The 14,440-nt window shown below is 67.3% G+C and carries 11 protein-coding genes; 1 reads left to right on the plus strand and 10 read right to left on the minus strand.

From position 1 onward, the window contains the following. Positions 1 to 15: 15 nt before the first annotated feature. The 3 genes from ppk2 to BTO20_RS25960 form a co-directional block, all read right to left on the minus strand. Positions 16 to 873, minus strand: a complete 858-nt coding sequence (gene ppk2, locus BTO20_RS25950) for a polyphosphate kinase 2 (protein WP_087078892.1) — start codon at positions 871 to 873, stop codon at positions 16 to 18. 65 nt (positions 874 to 938) lie between these two features. Beyond that, positions 939 to 2,348, minus strand: coding sequence for a WS/DGAT/MGAT family O-acyltransferase (locus BTO20_RS25955; protein WP_087078893.1), 1,410 nt, complete (start codon positions 2,346 to 2,348; stop codon positions 939 to 941). A gap of 18 nt (positions 2,349 to 2,366) precedes the next feature. Further along, a complete protein-coding gene (locus BTO20_RS25960) occupies positions 2,367 to 4,277 on the minus strand; it encodes an ABC transporter ATP-binding protein/permease (RefSeq protein ID WP_087078894.1) in 1,911 nt (636 codons plus the stop codon). Between the two features lie 139 nt (positions 4,278 to 4,416). Here BTO20_RS25960 and BTO20_RS25965 point away from each other — a divergent pair, with 139 nt between their 5' ends. Beyond that, positions 4,417 to 4,917: an Rv3235 family protein gene (locus BTO20_RS25965; protein WP_087078895.1), complete on the plus strand. Its 501-nt coding sequence runs from the start codon at positions 4,417 to 4,419 to the stop codon at positions 4,915 to 4,917. Here BTO20_RS25965 and secA read toward each other — a convergent pair. The 7 genes from secA to BTO20_RS26000 form a co-directional block, all read right to left on the minus strand. Beyond that, a complete protein-coding gene (gene secA / locus BTO20_RS25970; RefSeq protein WP_087078896.1) occupies positions 4,914 to 7,769 on the minus strand; it encodes a preprotein translocase subunit SecA in 2,856 nt (951 codons plus the stop codon). The two genes, BTO20_RS25965 and secA, sit on opposite strands and share 4 nt — an antisense overlap. Before the next feature lie 150 nt (positions 7,770 to 7,919). Next, complete coding sequence (hpf, locus tag BTO20_RS25975) at positions 7,920 to 8,585, minus strand: ribosome hibernation-promoting factor, HPF/YfiA family (RefSeq protein ID WP_408632208.1); 666 nt, start codon at positions 8,583 to 8,585, stop codon at positions 7,920 to 7,922. Positions 8,586 to 8,888: 303 nt separating this feature from the next. After that, complete coding sequence (locus BTO20_RS25980) at positions 8,889 to 9,518, minus strand: ComF family protein (protein WP_087078898.1); 630 nt, start codon at positions 9,516 to 9,518, stop codon at positions 8,889 to 8,891. 39 nt (positions 9,519 to 9,557) lie between these two features. Then, on the minus strand, positions 9,558 to 11,318 hold the full coding sequence (lpqB, locus tag BTO20_RS25985) for an MtrAB system accessory lipoprotein LpqB (protein ID WP_087078899.1): 1,761 nt from the start codon (positions 11,316 to 11,318) through the stop codon (positions 9,558 to 9,560). Beyond that, positions 11,315 to 12,961 (minus strand): MtrAB system histidine kinase MtrB, encoded by a 1,647-nt coding sequence (gene mtrB / locus BTO20_RS25990; protein ID WP_198344068.1) that lies wholly within the window; start codon positions 12,959 to 12,961, stop codon positions 11,315 to 11,317. The genes lpqB and mtrB overlap by 4 nt, the downstream gene beginning before the upstream one ends. Then, positions 12,958 to 13,644, minus strand: coding sequence for a two-component system response regulator MtrA (mtrA, locus tag BTO20_RS25995; protein WP_029373661.1), 687 nt, complete (start codon positions 13,642 to 13,644; stop codon positions 12,958 to 12,960). Before mtrA ends, mtrB begins: the two co-directional genes overlap by 4 nt. Positions 13,645 to 13,809: 165 nt before the next feature. Beyond that, the gene (locus BTO20_RS26000) at positions 13,810 to 14,436 is read right to left on the minus strand and encodes a dTMP kinase (protein WP_087078900.1); all 627 of its coding nucleotides are present in this window, start codon (positions 14,434 to 14,436) and stop codon (positions 13,810 to 13,812) included. Positions 14,437 to 14,440 lie beyond the last annotated feature (4 nt).

Below are 14,440 nucleotides of genomic sequence, written 5' to 3' on the forward strand. Positions count from 1 at the left end.
GTCGGGAGCGGTGTTCTACTCGCGGTCCCCGATCAGGGTCGCGACATGGTCGTCGACGTATCGCGCCAGATCCCGCGACGGGCGCCGGTAGTCGCCCGTCAGCACGGGTCGATCGGGCAGTGTCACATCCGGCCGCTCGACGTCGTGGTAGTCGATGGTGGACAGCAGATGCGCCATCATGTTGAGCCGGGCATGCTTCTTGATGTCGGATTCGACGATGTACCAAGGACTTTGCGGCGTGTCGGTGTGCACCATCATCTGATCCTTGGCCCGCGAGTAGTCCTCCCAGCGGTACACCGATTCCAGATCCATCGGCGAAAGCTTCCACTGCCGGACCGGATCGTCCTTGCGCGACCGGAATCGGCGCAGCTGCTCATCGTCGGATACCGAGAACCAATACTTGCGCAACAGGATCCCGTCTTCGAGCAGCATCTGCTCGAAGATCGGTGTCTGCCGCAGGAACAGCTGATGCTCGTGGGGCGTGCAGAAACCCATCACCTGTTCCACACCGGCCCGGTTGTACCAGGACCGGTCGAACAACACGATCTCCCCCTTGGCGGGTAGATGCGCGATGTAGCGCTGGTAATACCATTGCCCGCGTTCGCGTTCGGTGGGCGCGGGCAGCGCCGCCACCCGGGCGATACGCGGACTGAGGTATTCGGTGATCCGCTTGATGGTGCCGCCCTTGCCCGCGGCGTCGCGGCCCTCGAACACCACCACGATGCGGGCGCCGGTGTGCCGCACCCACTCCTGCATCTTGACGAACTCTGTTTGCAACCGGAACAACTCGGCCTCATAGACCTTGTTCGAGAGCTTCGGCTTGCCGTTGCGCTTCTGCCCGCCGGCCGGTCCGTCATTCGACGCTGCACTCATGCGCGAATTCTAGGTGCGCGCAGTGCCGTTGCTGCGCGGACCGCGCCGTGGGCGGATGTCGGCGCTCATCTGGCTGCGTCGAGCAATTCCTCCAGCGATTCGCGCAGCAGGCTGGGCAGTACGTCGACATCGCTCATGGCGTCCCGGTCGGCGTTGATCCCGAAATACAGCATGCCGTTGTAGGACGTCACGCCGATGGCCAGCACCTGATTCTGCAGCAGCGGCGGTACCGCATAGGTCTCCAGCAGCTTGGTCCCGGCCACGTACATCTGCTTCTGCGCGCCGGGAACATTGGTGATCAGCAGGTTGAACAACCGGGCCGAGAAACCCGTGGCCACGCGGATTCCCATGGCGTGCAACGTCGGCGGGGCGAACCCCGACAACGTGACGATGGTGCGCGCGTCGACCAGGCTGGCCGCGGTGGAATGCGATTCGGTGGCGTGGGCGATCTGGGAGAGCCGCACGACGGGGTTGCCCTCCCCTACCGGCAGGTCGACCAGGAACGGCGACACCTCGCTGATCGCCTGCCCGGGCGCGGTCGAATCCAGTTCGGCGTCGGGATACACCGACATCGGCGCCATCGCCCGCACCGTGGTGGTGGGCGTGACCGGCTCTCCGCGGGACAGCAGCCAGTTGCGCAGCGCCCCGGCCACCACCGCGAGCACCACGTCGTTGATGTCGCAGTCGTAGCGGGCGCGCACCGACCGGTAGTCCTCCAGCCGGTGCTCGGCCACCGAGAACCGGCGGTTGCGCGAAACCGTGGTGTTCAACGGACTGTTCGGCGCGGTACCGCGGGCCACGGTGCGCACCACATCGGCCACCCGCCGACCGACTGCCGCCAGCTCACCGCTGTTGGTGGCCAGATCGAAGACCGCTTCCCGGACGGCGGCCAGCTGGCTGGTCGGCCGGGCGATCCACTCCCCGATGGCGCCAAGCACCAACTGCCGGTCGCTGGGTTCGCGGGCCGGAATCCAGATGTCCTCGCCGAACTCCGGCGGCTTCTGGGTACGGTCGGCGATCACATGGCCGATCTCCAGGGCCGTCATCCCGTTGACCAACGCCTGGTGGGTCTTGGTGTAGATGGCGATGCGGTTCTTGGTGAGCCCCTCGACCAGGTACATCTCCCACAGGGGACGGGTCTTGTCCAGCGGACGCGAGCCCAGCCGGGCGACCAGGTCGTGCAGCTGCGCATCGCTGCCCGGCGACGGCAGCGCCGAGCGGCGGATGTGATAGGTGATGTCGAAATCACGATCGTCGACCCAGACCGGCCGGGCCAGCCCCAACGTCACCTCACGCACCTTCTGCCGGTAGCGCGGAATCTGCGGCAGCCGCTGTTCGACGGTCGCCAGCAGCGTTTCATAGCTCAGTCCGGCACGGGGTTTGCGCAAGATCGCCAGCGACCCCACATACATCGGGGTCGAGGTGTTCTCCAAGTGGAAGAACGTTGCGTCGGACGCCGACAGCCTGCTCACCATGCGGCGCCAACCTCCCCTTCAGTCGCCATGATCCCCGTCACGGTAACCGGCCCTTCTGGCAGCGCGCATCACGGGTGCTGCGGCCCTGCTCAGCGCCGAGAGCTCCCAGCGCCCGCCACCGGTCAACTGCAGCCGAGAGCGGTGATGGCGGTCGATCGTGGACCGGTGGCCCACGCTGACCACCACGCAGTCGGGCAGCCGCTCGCGAAGCAGCGTGTACATGGCGTCCTCCAACCCCTCGTCCAGAGCCGACGTCGACTCGTCGAGGAACACCACCCGGGGCCGCACCAACAGCACCCGCGCGAACGAGACCCGCTGCTGCTCACCCAGCGACAGCACCGACGCCCAGTCCGCCTCCTCGTCGAGGCGTTCGGTCAGATGCCCGAGGGCCACCGCGCGCAGCGTGTCCCGCAGTTCGCCATCGGTGACGTCGGCAATCGGAAGTGGGTACACCACCGCGGCCCGCAGATCCCCCAGCGGCAGGTACGGCAACTGGGGCAGGAACAGCGTCGCCCATCCGGCTGGATAACGGGCCAGACCCGTTGCCTGCGGCCACAATTCGGCCAGGCTGCGCAGCAGTGTGGTCTTCCCGCACCCGGACGGCCCCTTCACCACCACGCTGTCACCGGCGGTCAACACCATCGTCAGATCGGCGATCAGCGGATTGCCCTGCAGATCGCTGACCCCGACGTCGGTGAGCGCCAGCGAATCCGGTGCGGTGCCGACGCTGATCCGGGGCAGCTCCCGCGCGCGGTGATCATGAGCGAGCATCTGGTCGATGCGCATCAGGGCGGCCCGGTAGACGGTGAATTCGTCATAGCTGTCCCGGAAGAACGACATTGCGCCACAGACGTTTCCGAACGCGGCAACGGTCTGCAGCAGGCCACCGAGGGTGAGCTGCCCGGCGAAGAACCGGGGCGCCTGCACGAGGTAGGGAATCATGCCGGTCGTGACGTCGCCGACGCCGCGGTTCCAGCCACCCAGCCGCAGTTGGGCGAACACGATGCGCCACATGTTGGCGATGATCTCGGCGAACCGGGAGTGCAGCAGCTGCCGCTCACGTTCCCCACCCCGGTAGAACGCGACACGTTCGGCGTTGTCCCGCAAGCGCACCAGCGCATAGCGGAAACTCGCGCTGAACCGTTCGTTGAGGAAGTTCAGCCGCACCAGCGGGCGGCCGATCCAGAACGCGATGAGCGTCACCGTGATCGAGAAGACGAATGCCACGAACACCATGGCCCGCGGAATCACCCAGCCCCCCAACTGCAATGGGCCGGACAGTTGCCACAGCACGCCCGTGAACATCACGATCAGCAACGACTTGTTCACCGCGCCGACGCTCATGTCCACCGACTTGGTGGTGACGGTCTCGACGTCGGTCTGGATCCGCTGATCCGGGTTCTCCACCGGTGGGTGCAGAAAACGGTTGCGGTAGAACGCATCCTCGGCCATCCAGTCGTCGACCAGGCGGGTGTTGAGCCAGACGCGCCAGTGGATCGCGAAGACCCGGCGCAGGAACAGGTCCACCACGGTGTAGATCACGGTCAGCAGCACCAGAATCCCGCTGATCGCAAAGGACGTCATGAACGCATGACGCGCGGCATCGAGCTTGTCCGCGTCATGGGTGGCCAGCGCCTCCGCACCGACCTGTACGGCGTTCATCAGGTCCGCGTACTGGTAGGTGAAGATCACCACCACCCGCGCCGAATACACCGTGTGCCACAGCATGAATGCCAGCAGCGCCCAGGTGCGCCAACTGCCGGTGAAGAACGGGGCGTTGACCCGCCAGAACTGTTGTCCCCACCGGGTGCACCGGGCCACGACGACCGCCACCGCGAGGAACACCACGAAGGTGATCACCCACGCCTGCAGTGTCCACACCAGCGAACGCAGCGGCTCGCCGGGCCAATCGATGCTGGGTTGAACCATCTCTGCCCCCGTCCGTCGGACACCGCAACGGTATCCGGCGAAACTGGGCGCTCGGGGCACCGATTCGGCATGCGATGATGAACGGGTCTGCACCTCTCCAGCAGATGTGTCCTGTACCTGACCACCGCTGGAGATTGCCGTGCCCGTTCCCGAAACCACCCCGGCCCCGCCGTCGTTGACGTCGCCGGTGATCGACTGCGAGCCGCCCGCGTACCTACTTGCCCCGCCATCCGCAGCCGTGTCCAGGGCAAAGACCTGCCCGACACCCACCGCGTTGCACCGGCCGGGCCCGCGCCGGTTGCGGTTGGTCGAGCATGCCGATCATCCGCCGCACACCGAGGCCACCCGGTTCGCCGAGGCGGTGCTGCGCCGGGTGCTCGAGGTCGTCGACCGGCGCAGGCCACCCGCGCAATTACGCCCGCTGATCAGCCCGCAGGTGTTCGATACGGTGCTGGCACTCCCGCCGGCCCGGCAGGCCGCGGCAGCCACCCTGAAACGGGTGCGGCTACGCGCCGCACCCGGGCCCGGCGCCGCGGAGGTGTTCGCCACCTTCACTCGCGGGCCACGGGTGCACGCCATCGCCGCCAGGGTCGAATTACACAGCGGCCGTTGGCAACTGACTGCCCTGCAGGTGGGTTAGCCCTTGCGGTGCGAGCGCGTCGGCTTGCCGGTCTTGGCCTGCCGGCGCGCCGCCTCCCGACGCTCCCGACGGCTGCCGCCGGTCGGCGCGGCATGGCGGCCGCCACCGTTACCCGAGCGCTGCACCTCGACCGAGCCGTCCTCCGACGGCCCGCTGTACGTGAGCGGCGGAGCGCTGTCCTCGATGCCCTTGGCCCGCAGTGCGGCCGGACGCTCCTTGGTGGCCACCGCGGCAGGCTCGGCGGCGGGTTCCGAGGACTCCGACGCCTTGGCCGCAGCCGCCGCGGCGAACTCCGCGAGGCCCTGCGGAGCGGCCACCGGGGCCACCGCGGCGCTGGGCGGAGCCGGGGCCGCCTCGACCTGAACGTTGAACAGGAAGCCGACCGACTCCTCCTTGAGCGCGTCGAGCATGCCGACGAACATGTCGTAGCCCTCGCGTTGGTATTCCACCAGGGGGTCGCGCTGCGCCATCGCGCGCAGGCCGATGCCCTCCTTGAGGTAGTCCATCTCGTAGAGGTGCTCACGCCACTTGCGGTCGATCACGTTGAGGAGCACGTTGCGTTCCAGTTGACGCATGGCGCCCTCGCCCGCGATCGCCTCCAGCTCCTTCTCACGCTCGGCGTAGGCCCGCTCGGCATCTTTGATCAGGGTGTCCCGCAACTCGTCGCGCGTCAGCTCACCGGCTTCACCCACGGCGCTGGAATCCACCAGATCGTGGTGATCGATGCCGACGGGGTACAGGGTCTTCAGCGCCGTCCACAGGGTTTCCAGGTCCCAGTCCTCGGCGTAGCCCTCGGCGGTGGCGCCGTCGACGTAGGCGGTGATGACGTCGACCAGCATGTCGTGGGCCTGCTTCTGCAGGTTCTCACCCTCGAGAATCATGCGGCGCTCTTCATAGATGACCTTGCGCTGCTGGTTCATCACCTCGTCGTACTTGAGGACGTTCTTGCGGACCTCGAAGTTCTGCTGCTCGACCTGGGTCTGCGCGCTCTTGATGGCGCGGGTCACCATCTTGGCCTCGATCGGCACGTCGTCGGGCAGGTTGAGCCTGGTCAGCAGCGATTCCAGCGTCGCACCGTTGAACCGCCGCATGAGTTCGTCACCCAGCGACAGGTAGAACCGGGACTCGCCGGGGTCACCCTGACGACCGGAGCGGCCGCGCAGCTGGTTGTCGATGCGCCGCGACTCGTGACGCTCGGTGCCCAGCACGTAGAGGCCACCGGCTGCCACGACCTTCTCAGCCTCTTCGTTGGCCTCTTCCTTGATCTTCTTGAGGGTGTCGTCCCAGGCGGCCTCGTACTCCTCGGGAGTCTCGACCGGGTCCAGCCCCTGCTGGCGCAGCCGCTGGTCGGCCAGGAAGTCGACGTTGCCACCGAGCACGATGTCGGTACCGCGACCGGCCATGTTGGTGGCCACGGTGATCGCGCCGAGCCGGCCCGCCTCGGCGATGATGCCGGCTTCCTGCTCGTGGTACTTCGCGTTGAGCACGTTGTGCGGGATCTTGCGCTTGGTGAACTGCCGCGACAGGTACTCGGAGCGCTCGACGCTGGTGGTGCCGATGAGGACCGGCTGGCCCTTCTCGTAGCGCTCCGAGACGTCGTCGACGACAGCGATGTACTTGGCTTCCTCGGTCTTGTAGATCAGGTCGGACTGATCGGCGCGGACCATCGGCTTGTTGGTCGGGATCGGCACCACGCCCAGCTTGTAGATCTCGTGCAGCTCGGCGGCCTCGGTCTCGGCCGTACCGGTCATGCCCGACAGCTTGTCGTACAGACGGAAGTAGTTCTGCAGCGTGATGGTGGCCAGCGTCTGGTTCTCGGCCTTGATCTCGACGTGCTCCTTGGCCTCGATGGCCTGGTGCATGCCCTCGTTGTAGCGACGGCCCAGCAGCACACGGCCGGTGAACTCGTCGACGATGAGCACCTCGCCGTCGCGGACGATGTACTCCTTGTCACGCTCGAAGAGCTCCTTGGCCTTGAGCGCATTGTTGAGGTAGCTGACCAGCGGCGAGTTGGCGGCCTCGTACAGGTTGTCGATACCGAGCTGGTCCTCGACGAACTCGACACCCAGCTCGTGCACGCCGATGGTGCGCTTCTTGATGTCCACCTCGTAGTGGACGTCCTTCTTCATCAACGGCGCCAGGCGGGCGAACTCGGTGTACCAGTTCGAGGCGCCGTCGGCCGGGCCGGAGATGATCAACGGCGTCCGGGCCTCGTCGATGAGGATCGAGTCGACCTCGTCGACGATGGCGAAGTTGTGGCCACGCTGCACCATGTCCTCGGTGGAGTGCGCCATGTTGTCACGCAGGTAGTCGAAGCCGAACTCGTTGTTGGTGCCGTAGGTGATGTCGGCGGCGTAGGCGACCCGGCGCTCCTCGGGGGTAAGTCCGGACAGGATGACGCCTACGTCCAGGCCGAGGAAGCGATGCACCCGGCCCATCCACTCGCTGTCGCGTTTGGCCAGGTAGTCGTTGACGGTGACGACGTGCACACCATCGCCGCTCAGCGCGTTGAGGTAGGCGGGCAGCACCGCGGTCAGGGTCTTGCCCTCACCGGTCTTCATCTCGGCGACGTTGCCGAAGTGCAGCGCCGCGCCGCCCATCACCTGGACGTCGAAGTGCCGCTGACTGAGCACGCGCCAAGCCGCCTCGCGGGCCACCGCGAACGCCTCGGGCAGCAGGTCGTCGAGCTCCTCGCCGTCGGCGACCCGCTTCTTGAACTCGTCGGTCTTGGCTCGCAGCTCGGCGTCAGAGAGCTTCTCGACGTCGTCGGACAAGGTGTTGACATACTCAGCCACCTTCTTGAGGCGCTTGACCATGCGGCCTTCACCGAGACGGAGCAACTTCGACAGCACGCTATTTCCCCTGTGGGTATCGATGGATCTTTCGGTGTTGATCGTGGTCCATCGTAGGTGACCCGTCGAAATACCTGCTTGTACTCACTGAGCGAAGACGAAAACGCACCCCGGATCGCTCCGGGGTGCGTTTTTGGCCGCTCCGACGAATCAGGCGAGTCGGATGAGGCCGTAGTCGTAGGCGTGCCGTCGGTATACCACCGACGGTTTGTCGCTCTCCTTGTCATGGAAGAGGAAGAAGTCGTGGCCGACCAGTTCCATCTCATAGAGGGCGTCGTCCACGGTCATGGGCCTGGCCTCGTGCTCCTTGGTGCGGACCACCCGGCCGGGTTCGTGATCGTCGAGGCCCGCGGGTTCGGTGGCGTCGACCACCTGCTCGGCGGCGGTCTCCCCGGTCAGGTGGTCGGGGGTGGTCGCCTGGTGCAGTGACACCGGGGTCTTGTCGCCATAGTGGATCTTGCGGCGGTCCTTGCTGCGGCGCAGCCTGGCCTCAAGCTTTCCGGCTGCGGATTCGAGGGCCGCATAGAAACTGTCTGCACACGCCTCACCGCGGACAACGGGGCCGCGGCCACGGGCAGTGATTTCGACGTGCTGGCAGTTCTTGCGTTGTCGTCGGTTGCGTTCGTGGTCAAGTTCGACGTCGAAGAGGTAGATGGTCCGGTCGAATCGCTCCAGGCGTGACAGCTTCTCCGAGACGTAGATTCGGAAATGGTCGGGGACCTCCACATTGCGCCCCTTGACCACAACTTCTGCGTTGGGCTCAGGGTTGGCGCCTGTGTCATGATCCTCGACCACCATCGCGGGGCCTGAATCCAGGGAATTGGTTGACATACTTGGCAACTCGTTTCTCTCACTCGTTGCACGCGATTTGCGTGCCGGGCTCTAACGAATCGCGGCGATGGGTCAGGGTTTTGTTGCTCTCCCCATCGGCGCAAGGTGTCGAGTACTCACCTCCTACCGGTGCGCGGTGAAGTGACGCTGTGATGGAGCGTCGCCGTGAGGTGTTCACGGGTGGTTGGTGCCGACGGTAGTCCGTGTTCACCGGTTCGTGCCACCAATTTCGACGACATGTTTGCAGTTCTTCATTTCTGTTTGATTGCGGGGTAATTGCCACCCGTGTCAGGCGTGCGCGACAACCAACACACCGGCCACATCCGCCCCGGCACTTCGCAGTACGCGCACCGACTCGGCAGCTGTGGCACCGGTCGTCACGATGTCGTCGACGAGCAGGACCTCACCGGTCACACCCGCCACCACCCGGACCCGTCCGGCGATGTTGCGTTGCCGGGCGGGGCCCGACAGGCCGACGGAATCGCGGACCCACGGCCGCAGCCGCAACGCCGGCACGGTCCGCACCCCGGGGCGGCCCGCGCACGCCGCGACGGCCATCGCGGTGACAGGGTCGCCACCACGGCGGCGAGCGGCCAGCCTGCGGGTGGGGGCAGGCACCACGGTCAGCGGCGCGTCGACCACACCCCACGCCAGCAGCCTGCCCAGACCCGCCCGCAGCGCAGCCGCCAGCGGCACCAGCAGGTCCGTGCGGCCCTGCTCCTTGGCGGCCACGATGGCCCGGCGCCGGGTGCCCGCGTACCGGCCCAGGGCGAACACCGGCACGCCGGGATCGGTGCGCGGGGTGACGAGGTGCGGTTCGTCGGCGCGCACCGCCAGCGCCGACGCACACGCCGGGCACCACCGCGTCGACGGGGCACCGCAGCCGCCGCACTCCAGCGGCAGGATCAGGTCGAGCATGTCCGCAGTGTGCGCGGCGGCACCGACAGCCCGGCCGGCTCAGCCCGGCAGCACCGGTATCGCGCCCGGCACCATCAACGGGCGCACCTCCGACCAGCCGGGGTTGTCGCTGCTCGCCGACGCCGAAAGTTGCAGCACGCCACGCTGATCGGCCACATACACCGTCGACGGGTTGGCCGCGACGGTGGTCACCGGCATCACCAGGTTGCGGCTCGGGCCGTCGGAGTTGACTCCGTCGATGTTGACGTAGGACACCGGATGCTGCGGATCGGTGCGGGAGACCACGATGTCGTCGCCGGTCCGCCAGGCCAGCGACACCACGGTGTTGCCCATCCCGAAGCCGAGCCGGCGCGGATAGGTCAGCTGGAATTGGCCGTCCTGGTTCTGCTCGACACCGGCCAGGATCACCTGGCCGTTGATGACCAAGGCTGCCCGGGTGCCGTCCCGGGACAGCTGCAGGTCGGTGATCGGACCGGGATAGCGGGTGGCCACCGCGGTCGTGTCGACCGGGATCCGGCCCGGGGCGCCGGAAGCGTCCTGGATCGCGCGCACCACGTTGATGCCGTCGACCACCACCCAGACCGCCTGGTCCAAGGCCCAGCTCGGGCGCGACAACGTCCGGCCTTCCATGGCCTGCGCCGCGGCGCCGCCCAGCGGGCCGATCCACAGGGTGGCGGGGGCGTTGGGTGCGCCCGGCGGCAGGACCACCACCGAAGCGGCCTCCTGGCCGTTGCGCGACACCGAGGCCGAGACCTGGTTGGGGGCCAGTCCGAAGGAACCCGCGACCCGCGGCGCCTCCTGGCCCTCCAGTGACACCAGTGATCCGCTCACCAGCGCGTGCAGGCCCGCTGCTGCGCCCGGGGCGGCCCCCGGATCGGTGGCGGCGACGTCGGAGGTTTCCCAGCCGTCGGCGAACCGGTCGTCCAGCGGCGCGCCGTCGGCGTTGATCACGTACGGCCCGCTGATGCCGGCCCGCGCCAGCGTCCAGATGATCTGCGCGGCCAGCAGTTGCCTGCTGTGCGGGTCTCGGGCCGAGAGGTTCTCCAGATCGACGCGGGCGCCCCCGTATCCGCGGCCCACACCGGTCTTGCCGCCGTCTGCGCGGGTGACCGGCCCGCGCAGTTTGAGCTGGGCGCCCAGCAGGTTGTGCACCGACTTGGCCATCTCGGGGCGCGGGCCTGCGATCAGCTTGGAGACCAGTTCGGTGGCCAGCTGGTCGGGGTCGGACACCGCGACGTAGCGCGGATCCGGCACGACGGTGTTGCCGGTCGGGTCGACGAAGTACAGGTTGTTGCGTTTGTAGGTCGACTGAAACTGTTGCCAGTCAAGGAAAACCCCGTTGGGCAGCCGGTCGATGCGCCACCCGCCGCTGGTCTTGACCAGTTCGATCGGGCCCGGGTCGGGCAGCGCGCCCTCCCCCGTCTCGAACACGCCGAGATCCGAGAACGATCCCAGGATGTCGGCGTGCATGGTCACCGAAACCCGGTCGGAGCTACGGGTTTCGACGAACACCACGCGGTCGATCAGCAGGGCGCTGCCCGCGTCGTCCCATGAGCTCGACGCCGATTCGGTGAGGAACTGCCGCGCCGCGAGATGGCGGTTGGCGGGATCGGCGGTGGCCTTGAGGAATTCCCGCAGCAACACGTCGGGGTCCATCTCGGGCGACGGCTTGGGCAGGTTCTGCGGAGCGGGGCGGTCGACGGTCCCGATCGCCTGCGGTGAGGACGTGTTGGGAATCCCGGCGCAGCCGGACGTGAGCACCACCAGGCCTGCGACCGCCGCGGCCAGCAGGCGCTTCACACGTTCTCCTCTTCCCTGACCGGACGGCGTGGGTTATGTTGCGGTTCAATCGGTTTGAGCGGCAGCGGGCTCGCGGTCACCTTGTGCCCACGGACCAGCGGCAGGGTCAACCGGAAGCAGGCGCCCTTGCCCGGCTCGCCCCAGGCCTCGAGCCTGCCCTGGTGCAGCCGGGCATCCTCGATGCTGATGGCCAGGCCGAGACCGGTGCCGCCGGAACGCCGCACGCGCGACGGGTCGGACCGCCAGAACCTGCTGAACACCAGCTTCTCTTCGCCGGGGCGCAGCCCGACGCCGAAGTCCCGGACGGTGACGGCGACGGTGTCCTCGTCGGCCGCCATCCGGATCCGCACCGGCTTGTGTTCGGCGTGGTCGATCGCGTTGGCGATGAGATTGCGCAGAATGCGCTCCACCCGACGGGGATCCACCTCGGCGATCACTTCCGCGCCCGGCATGTCGACATCCAGTTCGATGGCGGCATCGGCGGCCAGGTGCCCGACGTTTTCCAACGCGTTGCGCACGGTGCCGCGCAGATCCACCGACTCGACCGACAGTTCGGCCACACCCGCGTCGTGCCGCGAGATCTCCAACAGGTCGGCCAGCAGCGTCTCGAACCGGTCGAGTTCGTTGACCATCAACTCGGTGGAGCGGCGCAGGGCCGGATCGAGATCGTCGCTGTGGTCATAGATCAGATCGGCCGCCATCCGCACCGTGGTGAGCGGGGTACGCAGCTCGTGGCTCACGTCAGAGGTGAAGCGGCGCTGCAGGTTACCGAACTCCTCGAGCTGCTGGATCTGCCGGGACAGGCTCTCGGCCATGTCGTTGAACGACACCGCCAGGCGCGCCATGTCGTCTTCACCGCGCACCGGCATCCGCTCGGTGAGGTGGCCCTCGGCGAACCGTTCCGCGATCCGCGATGCCGACCGCACGGGCTGCACGATCTGACGGGCCACCAGCAACGCGATGGCCGCCAACAGACCGAGCAGCACGATGCCGCCGGTGGCCATGGTGCCGCGCACCAGCGAGATGGTGCTTTCCTCGTTGTTCAGCGGAAAGATCAGGTACAGCTCAAGATTGGGCACCGACGACGACGCCGGGGTGCCGACGACCAGGGCCGGCCCGGAAAACCCTTCGGTGCGCACCGTGGCGTACTGATAGCTGACCTGCCCGGCCTTAACGAAGTCACGTAATGCGTTGGGCACCTGGGTGACCGGGCCCGCCGCGGTGGCCGCGCGGGGTCCGTCGCCCGGGACCACCAGTACCGCGTCGAACGCTCCGGCGAGATCACCGCGGACATCGGCCTTACGGTCGACGAGGGTGTTGCGCGCCAACTGCAGGCTGCTGTCCAGGGACCGCGACTCTTCCCCACCGACGATGCCGCTCACGGTGTTTCGGGCACGCTCGACCTCTTCGGTGGCGGCCTTGACCTTGACTTCCAGGATCCGGTCGGTGATCTGACTGGTCAGCACGAATCCCAGCACCAGGATGACGGCAAGCGAGAGCCCAAGCGTCAGCGTCACCACCCGCAACTGCAGCGAGCGGCGCCAAATCAGACCGACAGCCCTGCCCAGCGTCCCCAATCCGCGCAATAGTGGGCCGGAACCTCCCCAGCGCCCACGAATGCGCCGTCTGGAACCAAAGATCACGGGGGTCCGGCCTTGTATCCCACTCCTCGAACGGTCAGCACCACCTGCGGGTTCTCCGGGTCTTTCTCGACCTTGGCCCGCAACCGCTGGACATGCACGTTCACCAAACGGGTGTCAGCGGGGTGGCGATATCCCCACACCTGTTCGAGCAGCACATCACGAGTAAACACCTGCCGCGGTTTGCGCGCCAAGGCCACCAGCAGGTCGAACTCCAGCGGTGTCAGCGAAATCTGCTCACCCTGCCGGGTCACCTTGTGGGCCGGAACGTCGATCTCGACGTCGCTGATCGACAGCAGCTCGGCGGGTTCATCTTCGTTGCGGCGCAAACGCGCCCGCACCCGGGCCACCAATTCCTTCGGCTTGAACGGCTTCATCACGTAGTCGTCGGCACCGGACTCCAGCCCGAGGACCACGTCGACGGTGTCGGTCTTGGCGGTCAGCATCACGATCGGCACACCGGAATCGGCGCGCAACACGCGGCAGACGTCGATGCCGTTCATACCGGGCAACATCAGGTCCAGCAGAACCAGATCCGGTCGCAGCTCGCGGACGGCGGTGAGCGCCTGGCTGCCGTCGCCGATGACCGCGGTGTCGAAACCCTCACCACGCAACACGATGGTGAGCATCTCGGCCAGCGATGGGTCGTCGTCTACGACAAGGATCCTTTGCCTCATGGAGTCCATGGTGTCACCAGAATGCGATAAAACTCGGGTACCACACGCGGTGATCTTGGGTTGGTCTGCGTGTACCCGATCCGGCCCTGTTGCGAACGTGAAAAGGCTGCGACAGTTCGGGCCACTTTTCGCAGCGGATTCACCCTCGCGCGTCGTGCTCGACGAGCGACCGGGTCAGCCGAACCGCAGAGCCAGCGCCGCCGGGTCCACGTCGGGGCCCGCGAGCGCCCACCGCCCGCACCAGTCGGCGGCGGCAAGCGCCGCGTACACCTCACCGGTGCGGCGCTGCAGCCCGCCGTCGCGCTCATAGGCATCCTTGGCCCGGTCGACCTCGGTGTTGGCCCGGTGCTCGGCGCGCTCGGCGGCCAGCTCGGTGGGCACATCGAGCAACACCTGCCAGTCCGGCCTCGGCAGTTTCAACCGGTCGTACTCGAGCTCACGCACCCAGGACACCACCTCACCGTCGGCGCCCTGATGCAGCCGCGCCGCGCTGTAGGCGGCGTTGGAGGCCACGTACCGGTCGAGGATGACGACGTCGTAGGCGGCGCACAGATGCTCGATCTCCTCGCGCGCACCGGCGCGGTCCAACGCGAACAGCACCGCCATGGCATGCACCGACTCGGCGAGGTCGCCGTGCGCGCCGTGCAGCGCCTCGGCGGCCAGGTCGGCGGGCACGGAATGGTGGTAGCGCGGGAACGCCAGGGTGCCGACGGACTTGTGCGCGGACTCGAACGCCGCCCGCAGCCCGTTGGTCAAAGTGCGTTTGCCGGCGCCGTCGACGCCCTCGATCGCGATCAGCACGCCG

The organism is Mycobacterium dioxanotrophicus (genome assembly GCF_002157835.1).
GTDB lineage: Bacteria > Actinomycetota > Actinomycetes > Mycobacteriales > Mycobacteriaceae > Mycobacterium > Mycobacterium dioxanotrophicus.